General features: G+C 64.4%; 29 protein-coding genes and 1 pseudogene. 20 read left to right on the top strand and 10 right to left on the bottom strand.

Going from position 1 to position 22,080, the window contains the following annotated elements; translation table 11 throughout:
- A partial coding sequence (locus AUR66_RS17230) for a halocyanin domain-containing protein (RefSeq protein ID WP_058573410.1) occupies positions 1-420 on the top strand: 420 nt, incomplete at its 5' end.
- Between the two features lie 35 nt (positions 421-455).
- Here AUR66_RS17230 and AUR66_RS23100 read toward each other — a convergent pair.
- Together AUR66_RS23100 and AUR66_RS17225 are read right to left on the bottom strand one after the other, a co-directional pair.
- Entirely contained in the window at positions 456-590 is a 135-nt protein-coding gene (locus tag AUR66_RS23100; RefSeq protein WP_269432624.1) for a DUF7560 family zinc ribbon protein, read from the bottom strand.
- A gap of 72 nt (positions 591-662) precedes the next feature.
- Positions 663-1,304, bottom strand: coding sequence for a helix-turn-helix domain-containing protein (locus tag AUR66_RS17225; RefSeq protein ID WP_058573407.1), 642 nt, complete (start codon positions 1,302-1,304; stop codon positions 663-665).
- Between the two features lie 184 nt (positions 1,305-1,488).
- Here AUR66_RS17225 and AUR66_RS17220 point away from each other — a divergent pair, with 184 nt between their 5' ends.
- Both AUR66_RS17220 and AUR66_RS17215 read left to right on the top strand, forming a co-directional pair.
- Entirely contained in the window at positions 1,489-1,836 is a 348-nt protein-coding gene (locus tag AUR66_RS17220; RefSeq protein ID WP_058573406.1) for an ArsR/SmtB family transcription factor, read from the top strand.
- Entirely contained in the window at positions 1,836-2,036 is a 201-nt protein-coding gene (locus AUR66_RS17215) for a DUF7511 domain-containing protein (protein WP_058573405.1), read from the top strand. Before AUR66_RS17220 ends, AUR66_RS17215 begins: the two co-directional genes overlap by 1 nt.
- A gap of 45 nt (positions 2,037-2,081) precedes the next feature.
- Here the strand turns inward: AUR66_RS17215 and AUR66_RS17210 are convergent, their stop codons facing one another.
- The 4 genes from AUR66_RS17210 to btuC all read right to left on the bottom strand — a co-directional run bounded on the left by AUR66_RS17210 (position 2,082) and on the right by btuC (position 6,655).
- A complete protein-coding gene (locus AUR66_RS17210; protein ID WP_058573409.1) occupies positions 2,082-2,759 on the bottom strand; it encodes an RNA ligase partner protein in 678 nt (225 codons plus the stop codon).
- A gap of 129 nt (positions 2,760-2,888) precedes the next feature.
- A complete protein-coding gene (locus tag AUR66_RS17205) occupies positions 2,889-4,058 on the bottom strand; it encodes a tubulin/FtsZ family protein (RefSeq protein ID WP_058573404.1) in 1,170 nt (389 codons plus the stop codon).
- Between the two features lie 147 nt (positions 4,059-4,205).
- Complete coding sequence (locus tag AUR66_RS17200) at positions 4,206-5,564, bottom strand: ATP-binding cassette domain-containing protein (protein WP_058573403.1); 1,359 nt, start codon at positions 5,562-5,564, stop codon at positions 4,206-4,208.
- The gene (gene btuC, locus AUR66_RS17195) at positions 5,561-6,655 is read right to left on the bottom strand and encodes a vitamin B12 ABC transporter permease BtuC (RefSeq protein WP_058573408.1); all 1,095 of its coding nucleotides are present in this window, start codon (positions 6,653-6,655) and stop codon (positions 5,561-5,563) included. The genes AUR66_RS17200 and btuC overlap by 4 nt, the downstream gene beginning before the upstream one ends.
- A 60-nt stretch (positions 6,656-6,715) precedes the next feature.
- Here btuC and AUR66_RS17190 point away from each other — a divergent pair, with 60 nt between their 5' ends.
- The 4 genes from AUR66_RS17190 to AUR66_RS17175 all read left to right on the top strand — a co-directional run bounded on the left by AUR66_RS17190 (position 6,716) and on the right by AUR66_RS17175 (position 9,504).
- On the top strand, positions 6,716-7,822 hold the full coding sequence (locus AUR66_RS17190; protein WP_058573402.1) for a PGF-CTERM-anchored ABC transporter substrate-binding protein: 1,107 nt from the start codon (positions 6,716-6,718) through the stop codon (positions 7,820-7,822).
- Between the two features lie 144 nt (positions 7,823-7,966).
- A complete protein-coding gene (gene srp19, locus AUR66_RS17185) occupies positions 7,967-8,245 on the top strand; it encodes a signal recognition particle subunit SRP19 (RefSeq protein ID WP_058573401.1) in 279 nt (92 codons plus the stop codon).
- On the top strand, positions 8,245-8,469 hold the full coding sequence (locus AUR66_RS17180) for an H/ACA ribonucleoprotein complex subunit GAR1 (RefSeq protein ID WP_058573400.1): 225 nt from the start codon (positions 8,245-8,247) through the stop codon (positions 8,467-8,469). The genes srp19 and AUR66_RS17180 overlap by 1 nt, the downstream gene beginning before the upstream one ends.
- Before the next feature lie 48 nt (positions 8,470-8,517).
- Complete coding sequence (locus tag AUR66_RS17175) at positions 8,518-9,504, top strand: presenilin family intramembrane aspartyl protease PSH (protein ID WP_058573399.1); 987 nt, start codon at positions 8,518-8,520, stop codon at positions 9,502-9,504.
- Positions 9,505-9,517: 13 nt separating this feature from the next.
- On the opposite strand, the gene AUR66_RS17170 is transcribed toward AUR66_RS17175, so the two are convergent.
- Entirely contained in the window at positions 9,518-10,000 is a 483-nt protein-coding gene (locus tag AUR66_RS17170) for a PUA domain-containing protein (protein ID WP_058573398.1), read from the bottom strand.
- A gap of 119 nt (positions 10,001-10,119) precedes the next feature.
- Between AUR66_RS17170 and AUR66_RS22270 the strand changes: the two genes are divergently transcribed.
- Together AUR66_RS22270 and AUR66_RS17165 are read left to right on the top strand one after the other, a co-directional pair.
- A complete protein-coding gene (locus AUR66_RS22270) occupies positions 10,120-10,287 on the top strand; it encodes a hypothetical protein (RefSeq protein WP_197409849.1) in 168 nt (55 codons plus the stop codon).
- A 51-nt stretch (positions 10,288-10,338) separates the two neighbouring features.
- Positions 10,339-11,241: a DUF7847 domain-containing protein gene (locus AUR66_RS17165; protein WP_058573397.1), complete on the top strand. Its 903-nt coding sequence runs from the start codon at positions 10,339-10,341 to the stop codon at positions 11,239-11,241.
- A gap of 15 nt (positions 11,242-11,256) precedes the next feature.
- Here AUR66_RS17165 and AUR66_RS17160 read toward each other — a convergent pair whose 3' ends face one another.
- Entirely contained in the window at positions 11,257-11,754 is a 498-nt protein-coding gene (locus tag AUR66_RS17160) for a LabA-like NYN domain-containing protein (RefSeq protein ID WP_058573396.1), read from the bottom strand.
- A 323-nt stretch (positions 11,755-12,077) separates the two neighbouring features.
- Between AUR66_RS17160 and dapA the strand changes: the two genes are divergently transcribed.
- The 11 genes from dapA (at position 12,078) to psmA (ending at position 21,136) form a co-directional block, all read left to right on the top strand.
- Entirely contained in the window at positions 12,078-12,995 is a 918-nt protein-coding gene (gene dapA, locus AUR66_RS17155; RefSeq protein ID WP_058573395.1) for a 4-hydroxy-tetrahydrodipicolinate synthase, read from the top strand.
- On the top strand, positions 12,992-13,753 hold the full coding sequence (dapB, locus tag AUR66_RS17150; protein WP_058573394.1) for a 4-hydroxy-tetrahydrodipicolinate reductase: 762 nt from the start codon (positions 12,992-12,994) through the stop codon (positions 13,751-13,753). Before dapA ends, dapB begins: the two co-directional genes overlap by 4 nt.
- Positions 13,750-14,592 (top strand): 2,3,4,5-tetrahydropyridine-2,6-dicarboxylate N-succinyltransferase, encoded by an 843-nt coding sequence (locus AUR66_RS17145; RefSeq protein ID WP_058573393.1) that lies wholly within the window; start codon positions 13,750-13,752, stop codon positions 14,590-14,592. The genes dapB and AUR66_RS17145 overlap by 4 nt, the downstream gene beginning before the upstream one ends.
- Positions 14,589-15,836 (top strand): diaminopimelate decarboxylase, encoded by a 1,248-nt coding sequence (lysA, locus tag AUR66_RS21450; protein ID WP_058573392.1) that lies wholly within the window; start codon positions 14,589-14,591, stop codon positions 15,834-15,836. The genes AUR66_RS17145 and lysA overlap by 4 nt, the downstream gene beginning before the upstream one ends.
- Before the next feature lie 21 nt (positions 15,837-15,857).
- Positions 15,858-16,724 carry a diaminopimelate epimerase gene (gene dapF, locus AUR66_RS21445; protein WP_058573391.1) on the top strand — a complete coding sequence of 289 codons (867 nt, stop codon included), beginning with the start codon at positions 15,858-15,860 and terminating at the stop codon, positions 16,722-16,724.
- Positions 16,721-17,812, top strand: coding sequence for a M20 family metallopeptidase (locus tag AUR66_RS17130; protein ID WP_058573390.1), 1,092 nt, complete (start codon positions 16,721-16,723; stop codon positions 17,810-17,812). The genes dapF and AUR66_RS17130 overlap by 4 nt, the downstream gene beginning before the upstream one ends.
- A 50-nt stretch (positions 17,813-17,862) precedes the next feature.
- Positions 17,863-18,420, top strand: coding sequence for a BGTF surface domain-containing protein (locus AUR66_RS17125; protein WP_058573389.1), 558 nt, complete (start codon positions 17,863-17,865; stop codon positions 18,418-18,420).
- A 112-nt stretch (positions 18,421-18,532) separates the two neighbouring features.
- Positions 18,533-19,228, top strand: coding sequence for an RNase P subunit p30 family protein (locus AUR66_RS17120; protein ID WP_058573388.1), 696 nt, complete (start codon positions 18,533-18,535; stop codon positions 19,226-19,228).
- Positions 19,212-19,895 (top strand): class I SAM-dependent methyltransferase, encoded by a 684-nt coding sequence (locus AUR66_RS17115; protein WP_058573387.1) that lies wholly within the window; start codon positions 19,212-19,214, stop codon positions 19,893-19,895. The genes AUR66_RS17120 and AUR66_RS17115 overlap by 17 nt, the downstream gene beginning before the upstream one ends.
- A complete protein-coding gene (locus AUR66_RS17110) occupies positions 19,892-20,371 on the top strand; it encodes an Rpp14/Pop5 family protein (RefSeq protein ID WP_058573386.1) in 480 nt (159 codons plus the stop codon). The genes AUR66_RS17115 and AUR66_RS17110 overlap by 4 nt, the downstream gene beginning before the upstream one ends.
- Positions 20,372-20,377: 6 nt before the next feature.
- Positions 20,378-21,136 carry an archaeal proteasome endopeptidase complex subunit alpha gene (psmA, locus tag AUR66_RS17105; RefSeq protein WP_058573385.1) on the top strand — a complete coding sequence of 253 codons (759 nt, stop codon included), beginning with the start codon at positions 20,378-20,380 and terminating at the stop codon, positions 21,134-21,136.
- Between the two features lie 139 nt (positions 21,137-21,275).
- Here psmA and AUR66_RS17100 read toward each other — a convergent pair whose 3' ends face one another.
- Positions 21,276-21,629: a helix-turn-helix transcriptional regulator gene (locus AUR66_RS17100; RefSeq protein ID WP_058573384.1), complete on the bottom strand. Its 354-nt coding sequence runs from the start codon at positions 21,627-21,629 to the stop codon at positions 21,276-21,278.
- Between the two features lie 25 nt (positions 21,630-21,654).
- Positions 21,655-22,080 (bottom strand): annotated as a pseudogene (locus AUR66_RS17095) (NRDE family protein); the annotation flags it as partial.

Genomic DNA, 22,080 nt, shown 5'->3' with positions numbered 1-22,080 from the left:
GGGTCGTCCGGTGGGGATGGTGGAAGCGGCGGGGACAGCGAAGCGACCGACTCCCCAGCACCGGACCGAGAGATGCCGGCGTTCGACGGCTGGTTCGAGCGAACTGGGAACTACGACGGCGTCCACGACATGACTGGAGAAGACGAGGTCACGATAACCGTCGGTGCCGAGGGCAACGGCGGCGGGTTCGCGTTCGGTCCCGCCGCGGTGAAAATCTCGACGGGGACGACAGTCGTCTGGGAGTGGACCGGCAACGGCGGGACCCACAACGTGCTCCACCGAGAAGGTGAGTTCGAGTCTGAACTCACCGCCTCGGAGGGCTTTACGTTCGAACACACCTTCGACGCGACTGGCGAGTATCGCTACGTGTGCGTCCCGCACGAGACACTCGGGATGGTCGGTATCGTCCTCGTGGAGTAACTGTCGAATCGGTTTCGCGTCGTGGAACTATCCTGTTACGCCGGCGCCACACCGTCGTGCACCGGTGCTTTACACATGACACACCCAGTCTCCTGGAGCGTCTCGAACATCGGTTCGTTGACCCGGTAGTGCTGCCCGCACTCGGGACACGTCACCTCGAATTCGCGCATCGTGAACTCACCACGTAAGTCTAGGCGTCCGAGAACCGAGGACCTGTACCCTCAATTCACGGGGGACTCACGTCAGTCCTGCAGGATGGCCCCCATGAGCTTCTTCTGTGCCATCGCGAGGTGCTCGGAGAACGTCGACGTGGTGATGCCGAGTTCCGTCGCGACTTCGCCTTTGTTCGCTTGGCGTGGGTGGTCGAAGTAGCCCATCTCGTGTGCCATCTCCAGAACTTCGCGCTGTCTGTCTGTGAGTTGGCCGCGTTCGACCAGCACGAGGTCACGCGACTCGTCCGACGACGACTGGAGGAGTCGGCGAACGTCGACTGACCCCGACGACTCCCGGAGTGAGGCGACGACGTCACGAAGCGTCTCCACGTCGGGTGCGTGGAACGTCAAGAACAACGCGCCGTCGCGGGTCTGCACGTCTACGACGGGGCAGTCGAACGTCTCGACTTGTTCGCACGGACACCCGATACCTCCCTCACGTGCGAATCGGTAGACGGTGCCGTCACCGTAGTCGAAGAGTCGTTCCATATCCTCTGGGACGGCCTCGTCGCTGTCGAAGACGAACTCCTCTGTGACGGAGCCCTCCTGATTCGGTGCCATGCTTCGCGACAACGCGTATCCTGAGCTGTCGTCTTTGGATACCGAAGCGACGGGACACCCCGATGGCCCTGTCACTTTCAACTCTGCTCTGATGCCCGCTGCGCTCGTCATGTCTCTAGGCAGACGCCGCACCTCCTGATATAAACACCCACGATATCTCGGGCCTTTATATCGTGGGGTACCCCGACACCAGTCGGGACTGGTCGTCGTTCGTGACTCGTCACGGAATGGATAAAGGCCCCAACATATGCGGGGTACGGTTCGACGGGCGCGGAGGACGAATCGACGAACGAGCATGCAGACCGGACTCACACGCAACCCACTCGAACCGGCGTCCCCAGAGGCACGCGCCGAACGGGTTCTCGATGCACTCTCGGACCGTGCCTGTCGTCGGATACTTACGACCTTACAGGGTGTGAGTTCCCCGATGACTGCACAGGAACTGTCCACAGAGTGTGACATCCCCCTGTCGACGACCTATCGGAAACTGGAACGCCTCTCTGAGGCACACCTGGTCGAAGAGACACTCCAGTTACGCACGAACGGGACGCACACCCACCAGTATCGGTCGGACGTCGACTCGGTCACCGTCTCACTGGGTGCAGAAACCGGCCTCGAAGTCGCTATCCCGGAGGACTACTGATGGGCTCAGAATCCGCACACACCCCCGACAAAGACACCGATGTACCGGTTCGTCCTACACTCACGTCGCGCGTCGTGACTGGAAACGATGGCCGCGAAGAGTGTACGATTCACCCCACAGACGCGACACCAGAAGAACTCCTCACGATGTGGGTGAGCGCCAGCGGTGATTCGTTCGTCGACGTAGACGAGATGCGTTAGTCACGCTCGGTTCCGGTCTCGCTCGTCACTCGACGACGGTCAGCGTTACCAGTCTTCCCGTCGTTGTGGGTGCGGTTCGTCGAGCGCCATGAGATACTCTTCGAGGAGCGTCGGGAAGGCACGCCCACGGAGGTTCCGGAGGCCGAAGTCGGCGGCCCAACTGATGATTCCCGTGTCCTCGGTCACCACGCCGGCGTTTAGTTCCCGCGCGAGGATGAGCAAGTCGAAGTCTTCACGCGAGTCGAGGACGCCCTGTCTGAGCGCGCCGCGGTAGTCCTCACGAAGGTCGGAGATGACTTTGTCCACGTCGGACATCTTCGACGCGCCGTCGGACCGGAGCTTGCTCTCTTCGGCCTTCCGGACCGCCTTCTCGGAGACACGAAGTCCTCGGTTGACGCGGTCAGACATCTCGTCGATGAATCGGTAGACGATTTCGGCGGGGATGTACACCTCGTAGCGGTCGGGGTGTTTCTTGATGACCCACGTATCGAGTTTGCCGAGGAGTTCTTCCGAGACGCCGCGTTCCCGGAGGATGTGTTCCAGTTCCGACGCGATAGACGGCGGCATGTAACACGAGATGTTCAAATCCAGACGCGCGGCGGCAATCGTGTCGAGCAATCGTGCGACTGCTTCTTCGAACGTCTCGTCGTCGTCGCGAATCTCCTCCGAGAGAAAAAGGGAGGTATCGAGCACGAACCGTTGTTTCAGCGGGTACTCGGCCATCGTTCGGACCTTCGCACTCACAGACTATGACCCTTCCCCGTCTTTCAGGTCGTCTCGGCCCAGAAACGCGACAACCAACTGTCCTGTCGGGGGAACCCACCGACCCCGTCCAAAACGGTCTGTGACGACTCAGAACAGCGGTTCGAGTCGGTCGTCGCCCGTGTCGACGAGTTCTTCGAGCGAGGCAGCACTCGACTGCCGCTTGGCGAGCATATCGCGTTGTGTCTCGATGGCGACTGCCTGCAGTTCCTTCACGCGCGGAACGTCGTAGACGCCGGAGAGGAGCGTGACGGCGGCCACGTAGTTCGATTCGACGGGGTAGTCACCGCCGCGAATCTCCATCGTCCCAGTCTCTTCTTCGAGCCACGTCCGAGCGCGTTCGATTCCGCGGCGCGAGAGAACGTCCGGCGGGCCGGCGACGACGACGAGTCCGCGCTCGGTCCCTGCAATCTCACACGGGAGAGTGAGACGGCCGAGGGCGGCACGTCGGACGAGACTCGTGATGCGGTTCATCGACTCACCGTCGTCTTCGGTGACTCCCGACCCGTTCGAGAGACGAGCGAGGAGGCCTTTCTTGGGTCTGTCGAGTTCGGCCGAGGCGTATCCGATAGTCGAGATACCACCGGAGGCGAGTGTGTTGATTATCTCGGACGCGTCGACGACGGACTCGGCGACGACGTTCGACCCATCGGTTTCGCCGGCGCTGAAGAGGATACCCAACCGGCGAGCGAGTTCGGTGTTAATCTCGCTGTAGCCTGATTCGAGTGACTCACCCGTGCGACGCCACGCTTCGTTGTCGAAGATGATGAGGTTGTCAACTTCGTTGACGAACGTCTGGAGCGACCGGGCGGCGTTCAGGGTGTAGATACCGCCTTCGTTCCTCGCCGGGAGGACACCCAGCCCGTAGACTGGTTCGGTGTAGATGTGCTTGAGTTCGCGAGCGATGACGGGCGCTCCACCGGACCCGGTGCCACCGCCGAGTCCGGCGACGATGAGGAAGGCATCGATTTCGTGAACCGGGAAATCGTCGACTATCGAGAGGATGTCTCCGACGTCCTCTGCTGTGACCTCTGCACCGAGTTCGTTGTCTGCGCCGACGCCGTGGCCTTTCACGCGCGACGTGCCCACGAGGACCTGATGTTCCTTGCGAACGTACTCGAGGCCCAGTAAGTCGGCACGTGCCGTATTGACTGCAATCGCGTCGACGATGTAGCCACTTCGCGTCCGCCGGTCGTAATCGATGAGGGCGTCGACGACTTTTCCACCTGCCTGTCCGACCCCGATGAGTGCGAGTTTCATGTCCGATATCCTCTCAGAAATCGAACTAGTAGACGCGCGCTCACGTCTTGAATATGTGGTCTGTAGTGACTGTCAGCGACAGGCTAACCGCCTGCGAGCAGGCCCGTGAGACGCACATACAGAGACGAATCGCGGTACGTCGCCGGGTCAGTCACCGAACGCTTCGCACGCCAACTCGCCGACGACCGACAGCAACTCGCTCGGTTCGACGACGTGGCCGTGTTCACGGAGGCGTTCGTAGACGGCACACCCGTCGTCGCCGGCGTAGTTTCGCTCCGAGAAGGGACGCTCTTCGACGAGGACGAGGTAGTCCGCCGCCGCCGCCGCTTCGAGGTTCGGGAGGTTTCCATCCCCGACTTCGACGTCGGCGACGACGGTCACGTCGGCCGCCTCGACGCGTGATTCGACGGCGGACCGTGCTGCATCGTCGACGGGTGCGTAAGGGGGAACTGTCACGAGGTCCGCACCGACCCGTCGTGCCGCTTCGGCGTCGGTGTCGCCCTCGTTGAGTGCGCCGGCGGAGAGGGCGTACCCTGCCGCCGAGAGGACGTGAAGGGCGCGTGCGGCGGTTCCACCGCCGCCGACGACGTGGACGCGCCCCGTTGCATCGGCCGACGAGGAAGAAGATGGGAGGGCCGTGACGTACACCGACCCGGTGACGGGGTGTCGAGAGACGACTGCTTCGGCGTCGAAGGCGTCTCGAAGGTTCGATTCGGAGAGGACCGTCGTGGGGTCACCGGCCGAGAGGATTCGCCCGTCTGCCACGAGTATCAGCGCGTCGCAGTAGTGGGCCGCGAGGTTCAGGTCGTGAATCGCGGCGACCGCCGTCGTTCCGTCGCCGACGAGGTCGTCGACGAGTTCGAGCGTCCGAACCTGGTGGTTGATGTCGAGACTGGCGGTCGGTTCGTCGAGGAGGAGGACCGGCGTCTCCTGTGCCAACGCACGGGCGATGAGGACTCGCTGACGTTCACCGCCGCTAATCTCCGTGACGGGTCGGTCTGCGAGGGATTCGACCGACGTTCGACGCATCGCTTTCTCGACGGCCTCCTCGTCGGCCTCGGACCACCCATCGAACCGACTACGGTGCGGTGTCCGACCCATCCGAACGAGTTCGCGGACAGGGAAATCGAAGGTGACGCTCGTCGTCTGCGGCACCGTGGCGACGAGTCTACTGGCCGCTTTCGACGACACCGCGTGGATGTCCTCGCCGCCGACGCGAACGGTGCCCGAATCGGGGGTGAGTGCCCCGTTGAGCGTGCGGAGGAGCGTGGTCTTCCCCGCGCCGTTCGGGCCGATGAGTCCAACGAAGGTTCCGTCGTCACCGTCACCGCCGCCAGATTCGGTCTGGTGGGCCGACGAACGAAGTTTGCCGATGTCGACGGAGATACCCTCGAGGATGCGCTGGCCGCCCAGTGAGACGGACACGTCGTCGAGTTCGACCGCCGGGTCCGAGGCGGAAAACGGGTCTGACGCACCCGCGTCGGAGTCCGGACGCTGGCCGCTCATGGCGAGCGCACCTCCCGGGTCCGGAGGAGGTAGAGGAAGAACGGCGCACCGAGCGCCGCAGTGACGACGCCGACGGGGACTTCCGCCGCGCCGGACCGCGCGATAGTGTCGGTCACGACGAGGAACGACGCGCCCGCCAGCGCCGACGCAGGGAGAAGGATGCGGTGGTCGGGGCCGACGACGAGGCGAATCATGTGCGGGACGACGAGGCCGACGAACCCGATGACGCCAGAGACGGCGACTGCCGTCGCGGTGACGATACTCGCCGTCGCGAGGAGCAGTTGTTTCGTGCGCTCGACTTCGATGCCGAGGGCGTGGGCGTCCTCTTCGCCGAGGAGGAGGACGTTCAAATCGCGTGTGTGTGCGAGTAAGACGGCGAACGGGAGCGGAAGCACCAGCGTCACCATCACCACCTCGTCCCACGTCGCACCCGAGAGGTGACCCATCAGCCAGAAGACGACCTGTCTGAGACTCTCACCGCTCTGAAGGAGGAGAAACGAGATGACCGCTCCGAGGAACGTCTGCACCGCGACGCCGGCCAGTAAGAGTGTCGCGACGGGTGTCCTGCCGCCTTCGGTTGCGAGCATGTAGACGACGAAGGCGGTCACGATGGCAGACCCGAAAGCCGCACCCTGAAGCCCGAAGGGAACCGAAAGCCCCAGCACGATTGTCGCGACGGCGCCGACGGCAGCGCCGGACGAGACGCCGATGATAGAGGGGTCGGCCATCGGGTTCCGGAAGAAACCCTGCATGACGACGCCCGCGGTGGCAAGTGCGAATCCGACGAGTGCAGCGAGGAGAATCCGCGGGAGTCGAACCGAGACGACGATGATTTGTGCAGTCTCCGGGACCGACAGTGAAACCAGCGAGCCGAGTTCGACACTCGGTGCCGGCACAGACCCGAGCATCGGGAGGACGACGGCACCACTCAGTGAGACGCCCACCGGGACAGGAATCGCGTCGAGGAGGATGAGTGCGACCGTCCGCGGTGGAATCGTGACGTGGCCGATACCGGCGCTGACGACCACGACGAGCGCCAACAAGGCAGTCAAACCGAGTGCCCACGTGGTCGCTCGTGTTCGAACGTTCATCGAACACAACCGCGCTTTCATTAGGTAAATATTTATTGAACTATCGACGACGCGACTAACGTGAACCATCGATACACCGCAGCACTTCTCGTGCTCGTAACCGTGTTCGCCGGGGTTCCGGCACCGGTTGCGGCCGCAGACCAGACTGCACAGTGTTCGTTCCCGATGACGGTCACCGACGCCACGGGAACCGAAGTGACCATCTCCGAGGACCCAGAGCGCGTCGTCACGACTAACCCGAGCGCCGCCCAGACGATGTGGGAAATCGGCGCACGGGACGAAGTCGTCGGCGTCTCGCAGTACGCCCTGTATCTCGACGGCACGAGCGAGAAAGCGAACGTCTCGGGGTCGAGTGGCCTCAACGTCGAGGCAGTCATCGGACTCGAACCGGACGTCGTCCTCGTCCCGAACACGACGTACACCGCCGAACCTGACCGCGTCGAACAACTCCGCTCGGCCGGCGTCACCGTCGTCGTCTTCGAGAGCGGCGACTCACTCGACGCCGTCGCGGACAAAGTCGAACGAATCGGCCGCCTCACCGGTAACTGTGAGGCAGGTGTCGAACGTGCCGACGAGATGCGAACCTCGATGGAGAACATGGAGCGCGCACTGGAAGACGTCGACCGACCAGTCGGTCTCAACGCCTTCTTCGGCTACACCTCGGGTGAAGGGACGTTCATCTCCGAGATTATGACGACTGCGGGCCTCCGGAACGGTGCCGCCGAAGCCAACATCACCGACTGGGGGCAAATCAACGAAGAACTGGTCGTCGAGATGAACCCCGAGTACATCGTGGTGCCCTCACACGCGCCGATTCCGAGTGGTCCCGCGTACAACAGCACGACTGCCGTCCAAGAAGGGAACATCGTCGTCGTCGACGCGAACAGCCTGCAGCAACCTGCTCCGCGCGCCATCGACGCGAGTGAGGCCATCATGAAGGCGGTTCACCCCGACGCCTACGAGCGATATCAGGAACTCCAGAACCAATCGGAGACGACCACGACGGCCGATTCGACTACTGCCACCGTGACGACGGCAGACGAACCGGAGACCACCGCAGCAACAACGACGCAGGAACAGACCACCGAGAGTAGTGCGCCCGGCTTTTCGCCGATTGTCGCCGTCGTCGCACTCGCTCTCACGGCCTTCCTCGGCCGCCGTCGATAACGGCTCCAATCGACTCTCGCGTCCGTATCTTTTTATTCGATATCGACGCACTCCGGCGTGCGGGCGCGGAGCGTGTGCCATCGACCACTCCCCTCTGCCCCAGAGACCATAACCGTATTACCGTCGGGTGGCGGAGACACGGGTATGGTCGAGAACGTCATCTATCCCGCCTACCTCGACGCCTCTCTCTCGCGGAGCGAGGGTCGGCGGGTCGCCGAGTCGGCAGCGGTCGAAGACCCGACCGTAGACGAGATTGCGAAAGCGGTCCAGCAGGTCGGGTACGACGCGGTCATCGAGCGAGGCAAACGCTACCCCCGTGAGTTCGAGACACGCGGCCGTGTCCTCGTGAACAACGCCGACGACGCGACGAAGAACGACATCGTCCAGGCTGTCGCCGCCTACGTCGGCATCCTCCGCGACTGATGCAGCGGATCGGCACCGTCTCTCGGACGGCGCAGGGACTCGCCATCGTCCGCCTCGACGACGACGACACGCCCGACATCGGCACGATGGTCCTCGACGAGTCGCTCTCGACAGTCGGTCGAATCGTGGACGTGTTCGGGCCTGTCGACCGTCCGTACGTCGCTATCACCGCAGACGACGACAACCCGGCACGACTGGTCGGCAGCAAACTCTACGCTCGCTAACGAACCCAGAGCGCAACCCCCAAAGCCCTCGGGTCGAAACGGCAGGATATGCCACGCCGCGCCTATCGAGGGGTCGCCCTCGCCGCCCTCATCTTCCTCGTCGTGCAGGTGGGTGCACTCGCACTCGTCCCCACGTTCTTCGAACAGGGCTACCAGACGGTCGACGACCCCTCGGACCCGACGAACAGTCTCCTCTACATCGGCGCTATCATCGGGATGACGGCGTTCATGCTCGTCGCGTTCAAGTACGACCTCGACCAGTTGATTCGCGGCATCATCGTGTTCACGAGCGGATTGCTCTCGTGGTACGTCTTCGCCGCCATCCTCCCCAGTGGTCTCCTCGCAATCGGCCTCTCCGCAGTCGTCGCCATCGCACTCCTCGTCTATCCCGAGTGGTACGTCATCGACACCGCCGGCGCACTCATGGGTGCGGGGGCCGCCGGTCTGTTCGGCATCAGTTTCGGCCTCTTGCCGGCGCTCGTCCTCCTCTCGGTGCTCGCCGTCTACGACGCCATCAGCGTCTACAAGACCAAACACATGCTCGACCTCGCGGAGGGCGTGATGGACCTCCGGATTCCGGTCGTCCTCGTCATCCCGACGACGTGGTCGTACTCGCTTCTCGACGAAGACTTCGCACGGGACGCGAACGACGTGGGGGAGAACGCAGTCGAGAGTACGGACGAAGTCGCCGACGCCGACGCAGACGCCGAAGACCGCGACCCGGCCGACCGCGACGCCTTCTTCATCGGCCTCGGCGACGCCGTCATACCGACGGTGATGGTCGCCTCGGCGGCGTTCTTCTCGGAGGCACCGTCGCTCGGTCTCGCGAGCCTCCCTGCGCTCAATCTCCCGGCCCTCCTCGCCATGGTCGGAACGTTCGTCGGGTTCGCCGGTCTCATGTGGGCCGTGATGAAAGGACGCGCACACGCTGGACTCCCACTCTTGAACGGCGGCGCGATTAGTGGATACATCATCGGGTCACTCGCCGCGGGCGTCCCGCTAGTCTCTGCACTCGGCCTCGCGCCGTACCTCTAATCTCTCGACGCGATTACTCGTCGCTTCCCGCGCCCTCGCGGACGCGGACGGCCATCCCCGTCTCGAAGTCGAGCATCGCGTCCGCGGAGAGTTCCGCGCGACCGACGCCGAGGAGTTCGCCGTCGGGGCCGACGACACACACTTCGTCACCCGACCGGACCGCCGGGTCGACGGCGGTGACGAACTTCGCGAATGCGTTCTTTCCGTCGCGCACGAACGGAATCGACTCGTCACCGACGGTGACGGTGTACGCCGACTCGTCGAGACCAGAGCGGAGTCGTCGGCCACCGGCCACACCGAGTGTGAACCGACCGTCGGTTCCGTAGGAGGTGACACGCTCGCCCTCGACGTACACCTGCCGGGGACGACCACTTCGAGAGCGAGACACGTCGATTGCTTCGTCGGTCGGGAACAACGCGTCGCCCGCGCCGGCCCCGAACTGGTAGTCTGCGACGACTCGGAGGTCCGCCAAGTCGCCCGCATCGTCTTCGGTCATACTCCGTCGTTCACCCTGCCGGCTAAAGTGGGTCGCGGTCGCGGCCGACAGCGTGGTAACTTACAGCATGGTCGGGGCAGACGAAAAGTCCTAAGTACCGGAACGACCGCCGTCGGAGTATGTCAGTCGACATTCGACTCGCCGGGGTGGGGACCGTGCTGCTCCTCGCGAGTAGCGTCCTCCTCACGCAGACGGCCCTCGACAGTCGTCTGTCGGCCCTCCTCGCTGCCACCGCGACACTCGGTGCACTCGCGACTGTCGTGCGAGCGTCGTCGCCGACGGCGTAACCGGGGCCGAACCCGCTGTTTTACGTATTGGTGCTCCGACACGTCTGACGTATGGCAGCTATCAGTTCCCTCCAGACGGCCCTCCGGAGCATCGGGAAGAACCCGGTGTTGTTCCTCGGCGGGCTTGTACTCGGCCTCGTTACCCTCCCACAACTCGCCTCGCAGTTGGCACAGATTCCTTTCGTGCCGACACTGCTGCAGGTGGTGACGTTCTTCGTCACGCCGTTCGTCGCTGCTGGAATCTACGGGATGGCCGACGAGGCAGTCGAACACGCCGAGTCGCGGACGACACTGTCGACGTTGACCGGCGTGGGTCGAGAGAAGTACGTCCCGCTGTTGTTGGCCAACATCGTCGAACTCGGTATCGTCATCGCGTTCGGTATCGCGTTCTTCATGGTCGCCGCTATCGTCGCCATCAGCCTCGGTGTCGGGTCACTCGCCGGCGGCGGTGACCTGGCACTCGGTGGCGGATTCCTCGTCGGTGCCGTCGTGCTCGGACTCCTCTTTCTCGTGTTCGTCGTCGTCAACTTCTTCATCCAGTTCTTCCCGGTCGCTGTCGTCGTCAGTGACGCCGGCGCAATCGAGTCGTTCGGCGAAAGCTATCGACTCGTCCGTGCGAACGTCGTCCCCACACTCGGCTACTCTGTCGTCCAACTCGTCGTCGGATTGCTCGTCTCCGCACCCGTCTCCGGGTTCATCTTCTTCCAGACGTTCCAGAACATCCAAAGCGTCCAGAGCGCTGATGGGGTTACGCCGGGGATGGTTCCCGGTGGACTGGGATTCTCGACGGTCGAAATCGCCGCCATCGCGGCGATATCGCTAGCGACACAGATGCTCCTCACGACGTTCCAGTACACCTACGCCGTCGCGTTCTTCGAAGCGCACGAGTCCGGGCGCCCGGCTACAGACGGACCGGATATCGACGGCGACTCGGTGATTCCGCAGTTCGAGTAACCGCAGGTCGTCTCGTTACAGCAGGAACGTCTCTTGGCGCTCCGAGAGGTCGATGAAGGCGTCTGCGGCCTCGACGAGTTCGTCCGCGGTGGACTCTTTGAACGACATCACTTCGACGCGGACGCCCTCGTGTCGCAAGTGTGAACAGAGACGTTCGAAGTCGCCATCGCCCGAACAGAGGACAATCGTATCCACGTGATTGGCGAGGCTGACGGCGTCGAGGGCCATCCCGAGGTCCCAGTCGGCCTTCTTCGACCCGTCGCCGAACGTCTTGATATCTTTTATCTTCGTCTCAAAACCGATGTCGATGAGTGCATCAAAAAATCGCTCTTCGTCCGGCGAATCCGCGCGGATGACGTACGCAATCGCACGAGTGAGCGCGCGGTCCGCAGTCGCTTTCTCCAGGAGCGACGAGTAGTCGATATTCCGGGAGTAGAGGCTCTGTGCCGTATGGTAAAGGTTCTGTGCGTCGGCCAATATCGCGACGCGTTGGCCTGGGTGAATCTCTGTCATTCGTTCATCGGTTGCACTCCCCGGGCTAATAACCGTCCGGGAGCGTTCCCCGGTCGAACCACGATGGCAGGTCCTGCAGAGTACGCAAGTTATATTATGCTTCCAGTACCTGCATCCGGTGTGAACGACGTCACGCGACCTGCGACGACCGCCACACGGTCGACAGCGTCGCGTGCTGCTTTCTTTTCGAAAAAACGCGCGTATTGAATCGCTCGTTGCGGGAGTAGCGACCCCGTCTCGGGCGGACCCCTGACGACGCGCACTCGGTTTCACGACCGTTTCCCACACATCACCACATCCGTCTCCACACCAACCAACGACACATGACAACACTTGACCTTCGCGGCGTCTACCCCGCGATGACCACCCCGTTCGACGAAGACGGGAGTATCGACTTCGAGCAACTGCAGTCCGACACCCGCCGTCTCGAAGAAGCGGGCGTCGACGGCCTCGTCCCGGTCGGTTCCACCGGCGAGTCCGCGACGCTGACCCACGACGAACACGTCGAAGTCGTCGAAGCAGTCGTCGAGGCAGTCGAGGACGTGCCCGTCATCGCTGGGTCCGGGTCCAACTCGACCCGAGAAGCGCTCGAACTCTCTCGACGCTCCGCAGACGCCGGTGCAGACGCACTGCTCCTCATCTCGCCGTACTACAACAAGCCCGAACAGTCGGGTCTCGTCGAGCACTATCGCACGCTCGCCGACGAAGTCGACCTGCCACAAATCGTCTACAACGTCCCCGGCCGCACGGGAAGCAACATCCTCCCCGAGACGGCCGCGACACTCGCAGAGCACCCGAACATCGTCGGCTACAAGGCCGCCAGCGGTGACCTCGGCCAGATTTCACAGGTCGTCGAGTACACGCAGGACGAAGACTTCGCGGTGCTCTCCGGCGACGACGGCCTCACGCTGCCAGTGCTCTCAGTCGGGGGCGTCGGCACTATCTCCGTCGTGGCCAACATCGAACCGGCGCGCACGGGTGCGATGGTCCACTCGGCCCTGCAAGGCGACTACGAGCGTGCCCGCGAGATTCACCACGAACTCGGTCCACTGAACCGCCACTTGTTCGTCGAGACGAATCCCATCCCGGTCAAGGAGGCCATGGAGATTCGCGGCTACGGACCGGCACGCCTGCGCCCGCCGTTGACCCGCCTCACCGAGGAGAACACCGAGGAGATGCGACGTATCCTCGACGAACTCGCCGCCGAGCAAGCAGTCACTGACGGAGGGAGCGCCGAGTGACGGTCCGCGTCGCCGTCACCGGAGCGACGGGTCGCATGGGCGAGGAAGTCCTCGCCGCGGCCACCGACCGCGACGACGTCGCAGTCGCGTTCGCAGTCAGTCGCTCGGCAGGAGGGTCGGTCGAAGGTGTCGCTGTCGAAGACGCCGCCGACCTGCCGACCCTGCTCACCGACGAGACTCCCGACGTACTCGTCGACTTCACCGGGCCAGCGTCGTGCGTCGAGTACGCGGCCGCCTGCGCAGAAGCGGGCGTCGCGTTCGTCTCTGGTACCACTGGCCTGAGTCAGGGCGGATTCGACTCGCTCCGCGAGGCGGCCGAGGACGTGCCGGTCCTCTACGCCTCGAACTTCTCGCGCGGCATCGCGGCACTCCGCCGTGCAGTGCGCGAGGCGGTCCCCGCACTCGATGGCTACGACATCGAACTCACCGAGACGCACCACAACGCGAAGCGCGACGCACCGAGCGGAACGGCGCTCACCTTACTGGAAGACATCGACGACGTCCGCGGCGACTCCCCACGCGTCCACGGACGCGAGGGCGAAGCACCCCGAACCGAGAGTGAAATCGGAGTCCACGCCCGACGGGCGGGGGATATTGCCGGTGAACACGAAGTATTACTGGCTGGAAATCACGAGTCACTCTCACTCACTCACCGCGCGGGGTCGCGCGGAGTCTTCGCCGCCGGCGCTCTCGACGCCGCGGCGTGGCTCTCGGGCCGCGACGCCGGGTGGTACGACTTCACCGAGGTACTCGAATGAGTCTGGAATCCGACGTACGAGAACTGTGGCAGCGATACGACGACGGCGACGTCAACGCCTCGTCGGCGACCGTCGACGAACTCGACACACTCGACGCGTTCCTCTCTGCTCTCGAAGCGGGCGAGGTGCGCGCGGCCGAGAAGACGGGGTCAGACGTGACCTCGTGGGAGGCCAACGAGTGGGTCAAGCGAGGTATCCTCCTCAACTTCGGCCTGCGCGAGACACTCACCCGCGAGTACGGCGACGTTCGCTACCACGACGTCCTGCCCCTCCGCGACACCGACGACCTCGGTGACCGTGGCACTCGAAACACGCCGGACGGAACCGTCATCCGCCGCGGCGCGTACCTCGGGTCCGACTGTATCATGATGAGTCCCTCGTTCGTGAACATCGGGGCGTACGTCGACGACGGCACTCTCGTCGATTCGTGTGACACCGTCGGGTCGTGCGCGCAAATCGGCGCGGACGTGAAACTCGGCGCGAACACGCTCATCGGCGGCGTCCTCGAACCCGTCGAAGACGCACCGGTCGTCGTCGAAGACGGCGCAGCACTCGGTGCTGGGTGTCGCGTCACCTCCGGGTTCGTCGTCGGTGAGAACTCTATCGTCGGCGAGAACACGCTTCTCACGCCACGTATCCCCGTCTACGACCTCGTCGACGAGGAGATTCACTACGGCCACCTGCCGGCGAACCGTCGGGCGTTCACCCGGTTCGTGGAGTCGTCACTCGGCGACCACGACCTGTTCGCTGGCGGCGCGTACAAGCCCGCCGTCGTCGCACTGGACATCGAAGACGACACCCTCGACGCGACCCGTCGGGAGGAGGCACTGCGCGAATGAGCGACGGAGGGCCGGCCGTCCGGCGACTGTCCGACTGGGACCGCGAGCACCTTCTCTCGCTCGCCGACGAGTTCGGGTCGCCGCTGTACGTGACCGACCTCCGTCGCGTCCGCGAGAACTGTCTCCGACTCCGCGAGGCGTTCCCCGAGGCCCACGTCAGTTACGCGGTGAAGGCCCACACGGGTCAGGCGGTCCTCGAAACCGTCCGTGACGCCGGCCTCGACGCCGAGTGCGCCTCTGCGGGCGAAGTCGAACGCGCCCTCGACGCAGGGTTCCCGGGCGACCGACTCCGCTACACGGCCGTCAACCCGCCTGCCGCCGACCTCGACCACGTCGTCGACCGGTGGGAAGCGAACCCCGAGATGACCGTCACCGTCGGTGCCGAGGACACCATCGACCGCCTCGCTGACCGCGGGTTCGACGGGCGTCTTTGCCTCCGGGCGAACCCCGGCGTCGGTGCAGGGCACCACGAGAAGGTCACCACCGGCGGCCACGCGAAGTTCGGCATCCCAATCGACCGCGTTCCGAGCATCGCCGAACGCGTCCGCGACGACTTCGACCTCGTGGGCGTCCACGCCCACGCAGGCAGCGGAATCTCGGGCGACGACCTCTCGGCACACCGCGAACTCGTCCGCCGGATGGGTGACCTCGCGCGCGCCATCGACGGCCTCGAATTCGTGGACGTTGGCGGCGGATTCGGCGTCCCGTACCACGACGACGAACCCCCACTGGACCTCGCCGCCGTCGCCGACGCGACGCGCGAGGCACTCGGCGACACCGACGCGCAACTCGCTATCGAACCGGGGCGCTACGTGGTCGCCGACGCTGGTGTCCTCCTATCCGCGGTCAACACCGTGAAGGAGGTCCCAGAGACCACAGTCGTCGGCATCGACGCTGGTATGACGACCTTGCTCCGACCGGCGATGTACGACGCGTACCACGCGATTTCGAACCTCTCTCGGCCCGACGCCGAGGCAGTTTCGACCATCGTCGCAGGACCCGTCTGCGAGACGAGCGACGTCTTCGCAGAAGACCGAGCGGTCGCCCGTCCCGAACGCGGCGACGTCCTCGCAATCGGCAACGCGGGGGCCTACGGCTACGAGATGGCGAGCACCTACAACTCGCGGCCACGACCCCCCGAAGTCGTCCTCGACGACGACGGTGCCCGTGTGGCCCGTCGTCGCGAGACACTCGACGACATCACCACCCTCGAACGAACCGCATCCGAGCAACTCCCCAACTGACCAAGCACACCACCCAGAACCATGAGCGTACTAAACACCGTCCCATTCGAAAAGTTCCACGGCACCGGAAACGACTTCTTCGTCGTCGATGCCGACGACCCAGTCCCAGACCGACCCGCGTTCGCACGAACGCACTGTGACCGAAATGCAGGCATCGCACTCGACGAAAGCGACCGACGCGGCGCAGATGGCGTCCTCTTTCTCGCACTCGAATCCCGCTACGACCCGCCACGCGTCGTCATGACGCTGGTCCAGCCCGACGGGTCCGTCGCCGCCATGTGCGGCAACGGCGCTCGCGTCGCCGCCGCGTGGGCGGCCGAACGAACCGGGTCCGACGAGATTATGATAGACACGCCGGCCGGCACCCGCCGCGCAACCCTCGACGACGGTAACGTGACCGTCGAGATGGGCGTCCCGTCGTTCCGCCCCCGCGACGTCCCTCTCGCCAGCGACGAGGAACTCGTCGAAGCAGAAGTCGAGGGCCTCACGGTCACGGCCGTCAACACGGGCGTTCCCCACGCTGTCGCGTTCGTCGACGACGTGGACGACGTGGACCTCGAAGCAGTCGCCCCGTCGATTCGACACGCGCCGTTGTTCCCCGACGGAACGAACGTCACCATCGCCTCACCTGACGGTGAGGGTGGATTCCGCCAGCGCACCTTCGAACGCGGCGTCGAAGGCGAGACGCAGTCCTGCGGGACGGGCGCAGTCGCCGTCGTCGCCGCCGCAAAGCGACTCGGCCACGTCTCCGGCGACGACCCAATCGACGTCTCTCCGCCGGGTGGAACGCTCTCTGTCACCGTTCCCGACGAGGGGTCGGCACTCCTCGGCGGACCCGCCGTCCACGAGGGCGACGGCGAGGCCGACATCGTCTTCCGCGAGCGATGACAGGCGACGGGTTCGACCCCGTCGCGTTCCTCGAACGGGCCGTTCCCGTGGCATCGAACGAAGACGTCGGCGCGATGCGCGACCTGTTAGTGGAGACACTCGACGCGAACGGTGCCGACCCCATCGTCGACGACGCCGGCAACACCATCGCCTCGAAGGGCACCTCCGACCCAGACACCCATCTCGTCCTCAACACGCACATCGATACCGTCTCGCCGCACGTCCCCTACTCTCGTGAGGACGGCGTCATCCACGGCCGCGGGTCGTGTGACGCGAAAGGACCTCTCGCAGCGCTCCTCGCGGCGTTCTTCGCGGCAGACCCAGCACCGGACGCGAGGGTGACGCTCGCAATTACGCCCGACGAGGAACTCCTCTCGACGGGTGCTGCCGCACTCGACGTCGACGGCGACCTGTACATCGTCGGCGAACCAACCGGACTCGACGTGTGTACGGCGGCGAAAGGCCGGTTCGAAGGAACCGTCACACTCGGTGGTGTGGCCGCTCACGCTGCCGAACCCGACTCTGGTGCCAACGCTATCGACGCCCTCGCACCCGTGCTCGACGCACTCCGAGAGTTCGACGACGACAGAGAGTCGCATCCTGACCTCGGCGACGCGACGCTGACACCCACGATGGTCGACGGTGGCGAGAACTCGAATCAGGTTCCGGCCGAGTGCCGACTCGTGGTCGACCGGCGGAGCGTTCCGCCAGAGACTGCGGATGGCTTTCGCTCAGAACTCGTCTCGACACTTCAGTCAGTCGTTCCCGCGGGCGTCGGCGTCGACTTCGAACTCACCGAGCGACCGACGCCGTTCCTCGAAGCCTTCGCCACCGACCCCGACCACCAACTCGTGACGACGCTCTCGCAAGCGTCACGTGATGCCGGCGGGCGAGGCGACGTTCGACCGTTCACCGCTGCCACCGAGGCATCGTACTTCTCACCCGCGCCAGTCGTCGTCTTCGGTCCCGGCGTCCTCGCCGACGACGAGGGGGCAGTGGCACACGCCGAACGTGAGTACGTGCGGACCGACGACGTTCGGACCGCGGCCGAGGCACTCGAAGACGCCGTCGCACGTCTCGTCGAGTAAATGTCTATCAATCAAAACGTTCTTGATGGGCGGCAGAGTTGTCTCGAACGATGCGCCCTCCACACACGCTCATCGTCTCTCTCGTCGTGGTTCTCGTGTCGGTTTCCGGCGTCGTCGCCGCCGACGGCGGGACCGTAATCGACCACGGAGGTGACGAGATACTCTTGGACGCTGCCGCAGACCAACGGGTCCAGGGAACGACGCCGTACGAATCGGGGACGGTCATCGGCGTCCGTATCAAGTCCGTCGAAGACACACATCCGTTCCTCGTGTCGAAAGCCGTCAGAGTTGGGACCAACGGGTCGTTCAGCGTCACCTTCGACCTCTCCGAGTTGGCCCCACTCCACGGCGGGCCAGTCCACGTCGAAGTTCGCCACAACGAGACGACCATCCACGAAATCGACGGCGTCCTCGTGACGAAGAACATGCCCGACGACTCGACACTGACGTACCACCCGTCGACTGACGAGTCGACGACGACGGACTCGTCACCGACTACGACAACGACCACCGACTCCGGGTCACTCTCGGGAGTTCAGGTTCCCGGCCTCGGACTGGCCGCCGGTGTGGTCGCACTCGTGAGCGTGGCACTCCTCGCACGTCGGTAATCGAAACTCCCTCGAATCGACTTCCCCCTCGAATCGACTTCCCCCTCGAATCGACCCCCGCGACCCGCGGCGGAACGCAACGCCCTTTTTCCACCCCGCCCATCGTCGGCGTATGTACGAGGCGGTCTACGCACACCCGGACGGCGAGAGCACGGCAAGTCGCGTCGCAGTCGCCGCCGGAAGATACGGGTACGACGGTGTCGTGGTTCGCGGCATCGACGCCCGCCCCGACTTCGACCGCCTCCGAGACGAACTCGACGTGGACATCGTCGACGCCGTCGAAATCGACGCCCCCGACCCGGAACACGCCAGCGGGGCAGTCGGTAACTACCGGCCGCAACGCGAACTCGTCATCCTCCGCGGGGGGACGAACGCGCTCAATCGCTTCGCCGTCGAACAACCCCGCGTCGACGTGCTCGCCCGACCGATGGCCGGTCGCGGAAACTTCAACCACGTGCTGGCGAAGGCCGCCCGCGACAACGGCGTCCGCGTCGAGTTCGACCTCGACCCGGTTCTTCGGAGTGACGGCGGGACCCGTGTACAGGCGCTCTCAGACCTCCGGAAACTCCGCGAACTCGTCGAGTATTACGACGTTCCCTACGTCGTCTCCGGCGGTCCGCACTCACACCTCGAACTCCGAGCACCACGTGAACTGGCCGGCCTCGGCGAAATCATCGGCTTCGACCGCGAACAGATTTTAGAGGGCCTCCGCGAGTGGGGACGACTCGCCGAGCGCAACCGAGAACGGATGTCCGAGTCGTTCATAGCCCCCGGCGTCAAACGTGGCAGACATGAAGAAGACGATTGAGGAACACGCCGCCCGCTTTTCGGAAGTCGCCCCGGAGTACGACGAATCACAGGACAGTGACGAGTACCGTGCGTGTGTCTCCCTCGTCGTCCACTACGCCGACCCGTCTCCCGACGACGTGGTCTTGGACCTCGGAACGGGGACCGGTGCAATCGCCCTCGCACTCGCCCCGGACGCGAAGCACGTCGTCGGGCGCGACATCAGCGAGGGGATGCTCGAACAGGCGCGGACCAAAGCCGCCGAAGTCGGCATCGAGAACGTCGACTTCGGGGAGGGGCGGTTCCGTGACCCGAACGTGGACGCAGACGACGTACACACTGGGTCGTCAGAGACGCCCCAAGCCGACGCTCGCGATGCTCGCGTCGATATTGTCGTCTCTAACTTCGCCATGCACCACCTCTCGGACGAGGAGAAACGCGAGGCCATCCAGGTCGTCGCCGACCTCGAACCTCGGCGGTTCGTCCTCGGCGACGTGATGTTCTTCGGCGAACCCGACCCGGACGAACCGTTCTACTCGCCCGAAGTAGACGACCCATCGACCGTTGGCTTCCTCGCGGATGCCCTCACCGACGCGGGGTTCGTCCTCACGGCCGTCGAATCCGTCCACGAACAGGTCGGCGTCCTCGTCGCCGAGCGAGCACCGTCGTTCGACGAGGACACCGAATGAAGCACCTCCCGAAGCACCTCCGGCCACGGTGGCGATACCTCGCCGTCGAAATCGAGACGTGGCCCGACGCGTCGCTCAACCGCGGGACGTTCCAGCGCGAACTCTGGTACGCCGCGCAGAACCTCTTCGGCGACACCGGCAGTGCGGACGCCGATTTGACCGTCCTCGGCTTCGACTACGACGACTGCGTCGCCGAGACCATCGTTCGCGTCCGGCGGGGGTACGTCGACGAGGGGCGTGCTGCACTCGCCTGTATCGACACAGTCGGCGACGACCCAGTCGGGGTGAGAGTGCGAGGCGTCTCGGGGACGGTGCGTGCCTGTTCGGAAAGGTATTTACACGGCCGGGCCGGAATTTCTGAGGAGAGAGACGTCGTGTTCGAGAACGAATCCCGGACCGCCGTCGTCCGCAACTCCCTCTTGGACGTCAGCGGTCCGGGCGGGTTCACGGGCGCGACGCAACTCGATTTCGAGTGATACTCTATGCAGGGACAAGCGCAACAACAGGCGTACGACCGCGGGATTACAATCTTCTCGCCGGATGGTCGACTCTATCAGGTCGAGTACGCTCGTGAGGCCGTCAAGCGCGGCACCGCGAGCATCGGTGTGCGAACGTCCGAGGGCGTCGTCCTCGCGGCGGACAAGCGTTCTCGCTCGCCACTGATGGAACCGACGAGCGTCGAGAAGATTCACAAGGCGGACGACCACATCGGTATCGCGAGCGCCGGCCACGTCGCCGACGCCCGCCAACTCATCGACTTCGCCCGCCGCCAGTCGCAGGTCAACCGCCTCCGCTACGGCGAACCCATCGGTATCGAGACGTTGACCAAGGAAGTCACCGACCACATCCAGCAGTACACGCAGGTCGGCGGTGCCCGTCCGTTCGGTGTGGCCCTCCTCATCGGCGGCGTCGAAAACGGCACCCCGCGCCTCTACGAGACGGACCCCTCGGGGACGCCCTACGAGTGGAAGGCCGTCGCAATCGGTGCGGACCGCGGCGACCACCAAGAACACCTCGAAGAGAACTACCGCGACGACCTGACCCTCGAAGACGGTATCGCGCTGGCCCTCGAAGCCATCGCCTCCACCAACGAGGACGGCATCTCGCCCGACGGCGTCGACGTGGCGACGGTCTCGTCTGAGTCCGAGCGCTTCGTCGAACTGTCGAACGAGGATATCGAAGACCACCTCGTCGCCAACGACCTGCTGGCGACCGAGGAAGACGAGACGGAAGACGAGTAGACCGCATCCCGCGGTTCCGCGTATCCTTCTTCGAACCGACCCGACACGTCGTCAGTCGCTACTGGCGAGTCTGTATCGTCGGGCAGAGAATTGTACGGTGAAAACGGCCTCGAATCGGTGATTCGGTCGCGTCGGTGGCTTAGTATTCCTCGTAGGCGAGGTTCATCAGCCACTGCGAGAATGCGTTACTGTTCGCGTTGATCTCCTCTTCTCCGATGAACGGCGAGAGCATGTCGCCCGCCATGAGCATCGAGAAGTCGAGGTCGCGCGCGGCGGGTTCGAGGTAGTAGGTGGTGTGCCCGTTGTAGACGGCCTGCGTCCGCTTGATGAGGTCGAGCGACTCCAGAACCTCTGCGATACGGCTTCCCTTGCGGGAGGAGATATCGAGTTCTTTCCAGAAGTCACTCTGATGGATGCCGCCCGACTCGCGGATGAGTTCGAGTCCCGCGCGCTCGTCGGAAGAAAGGTCGGATTCGGCTTCGCTCGCGCTCATACAATCTACACGTCGGGCGAGCGGTTTAATGCTGACGTTCGACCGGTTCGAAGGCGTTCTGACACGGCGGGCCGTCGGCGAATTCGTACGACTGCGCTTCGTTTCCGAGCGTGATGAGCGACGACGAACGAGTGCCGAATCGACCCTCGGGGTCGTGGACACACACGCCGAAGTCGTGGTCGCCGAGCGCATCTGCCGCCCGGTCACGCCACGCACCCATCGACTCGCTCGGTTCCGGTTGGAGTGCTTCCCAGAGACGGCGGGCGTTGTCGGCCTGCATCTCACCTCGTTCGGGGTGTCGTGCCGGGACGAACCACGAGTCCGGCGTGCCGACGTTGACGACGACGTGGACGCCGGGGTCGAAGTTCCGAACCGACAGGCTCCCGTCCCACTCGAAGTACAGTGCGGCGTTCTCGTCGACGACGACGAGGTTGAACCCGTCGTAGGTGTG

Origin of the sequence: Haloferax profundi, from assembly GCF_001469865.1 — an archaeon.
GTDB lineage: Archaea > Halobacteriota > Halobacteria > Halobacteriales > Haloferacaceae > Haloferax > Haloferax profundi.
The sequence above is the reverse complement of the archived record's forward strand: the minus strand, read 5'-3'. Positions and strand labels throughout refer to the sequence as shown.

Bases quoted from the DNA above. Each gene is read 5' to 3' on its own strand.
- AUR66_RS23100 (WP_269432624.1), bottom strand. From the start codon at position 590: ATGCGCGAATTCGAGGTGACGTGTCCCGAGTGCGGGCAGCACTACCGG.
- AUR66_RS17225 (WP_058573407.1), bottom strand. From the start codon at position 1,304: ATGACGAGCGCAGCGGGCATCAGAGCAGAGTTGAAAGTGACAGGGCCA.
- AUR66_RS17220 (WP_058573406.1), top strand. From the start codon at position 1,489: ATGCAGACCGGACTCACACGCAACCCACTCGAACCGGCGTCCCCAGAG.
- AUR66_RS17215 (WP_058573405.1), top strand. From the start codon at position 1,836: ATGGGCTCAGAATCCGCACACACCCCCGACAAAGACACCGATGTACCG.
- AUR66_RS17210 (WP_058573409.1), bottom strand. From the start codon at position 2,759: ATGGCCGAGTACCCGCTGAAACAACGGTTCGTGCTCGATACCTCCCTT.
- AUR66_RS17205 (WP_058573404.1), bottom strand. From the start codon at position 4,058: ATGAAACTCGCACTCATCGGGGTCGGACAGGCAGGTGGAAAAGTCGTC.
- AUR66_RS17200 (WP_058573403.1), bottom strand. From the start codon at position 5,564: ATGAGCGGCCAGCGTCCGGACTCCGACGCGGGTGCGTCAGACCCGTTT.
- btuC (WP_058573408.1), bottom strand. From the start codon at position 6,655: ATGAACGTTCGAACACGAGCGACCACGTGGGCACTCGGTTTGACTGCC.
- srp19 (WP_058573401.1), top strand. From the start codon at position 7,967: ATGGTCGAGAACGTCATCTATCCCGCCTACCTCGACGCCTCTCTCTCG.
- AUR66_RS17180 (WP_058573400.1), top strand. From the start codon at position 8,245: ATGCAGCGGATCGGCACCGTCTCTCGGACGGCGCAGGGACTCGCCATC.
- AUR66_RS17175 (WP_058573399.1), top strand. From the start codon at position 8,518: ATGCCACGCCGCGCCTATCGAGGGGTCGCCCTCGCCGCCCTCATCTTC.
- AUR66_RS17170 (WP_058573398.1), bottom strand. From the start codon at position 10,000: ATGACCGAAGACGATGCGGGCGACTTGGCGGACCTCCGAGTCGTCGCA.
- AUR66_RS22270 (WP_197409849.1), top strand. From the start codon at position 10,120: ATGTCAGTCGACATTCGACTCGCCGGGGTGGGGACCGTGCTGCTCCTC.
- AUR66_RS17165 (WP_058573397.1), top strand. From the start codon at position 10,339: ATGGCAGCTATCAGTTCCCTCCAGACGGCCCTCCGGAGCATCGGGAAG.
- AUR66_RS17160 (WP_058573396.1), bottom strand. From the start codon at position 11,754: ATGACAGAGATTCACCCAGGCCAACGCGTCGCGATATTGGCCGACGCA.
- dapA (WP_058573395.1), top strand. From the start codon at position 12,078: ATGACAACACTTGACCTTCGCGGCGTCTACCCCGCGATGACCACCCCG.
- AUR66_RS17145 (WP_058573393.1), top strand. From the start codon at position 13,750: ATGAGTCTGGAATCCGACGTACGAGAACTGTGGCAGCGATACGACGAC.
- lysA (WP_058573392.1), top strand. From the start codon at position 14,589: ATGAGCGACGGAGGGCCGGCCGTCCGGCGACTGTCCGACTGGGACCGC.
- dapF (WP_058573391.1), top strand. From the start codon at position 15,858: ATGAGCGTACTAAACACCGTCCCATTCGAAAAGTTCCACGGCACCGGA.
- AUR66_RS17130 (WP_058573390.1), top strand. From the start codon at position 16,721: ATGACAGGCGACGGGTTCGACCCCGTCGCGTTCCTCGAACGGGCCGTT.
- AUR66_RS17125 (WP_058573389.1), top strand. From the start codon at position 17,863: ATGCGCCCTCCACACACGCTCATCGTCTCTCTCGTCGTGGTTCTCGTG.
- AUR66_RS17120 (WP_058573388.1), top strand. From the start codon at position 18,533: ATGTACGAGGCGGTCTACGCACACCCGGACGGCGAGAGCACGGCAAGT.
- AUR66_RS17115 (WP_058573387.1), top strand. From the start codon at position 19,212: ATGAAGAAGACGATTGAGGAACACGCCGCCCGCTTTTCGGAAGTCGCC.
- AUR66_RS17110 (WP_058573386.1), top strand. From the start codon at position 19,892: ATGAAGCACCTCCCGAAGCACCTCCGGCCACGGTGGCGATACCTCGCC.
- psmA (WP_058573385.1), top strand. From the start codon at position 20,378: ATGCAGGGACAAGCGCAACAACAGGCGTACGACCGCGGGATTACAATC.
- AUR66_RS17100 (WP_058573384.1), bottom strand. From the start codon at position 21,629: ATGAGCGCGAGCGAAGCCGAATCCGACCTTTCTTCCGACGAGCGCGCG.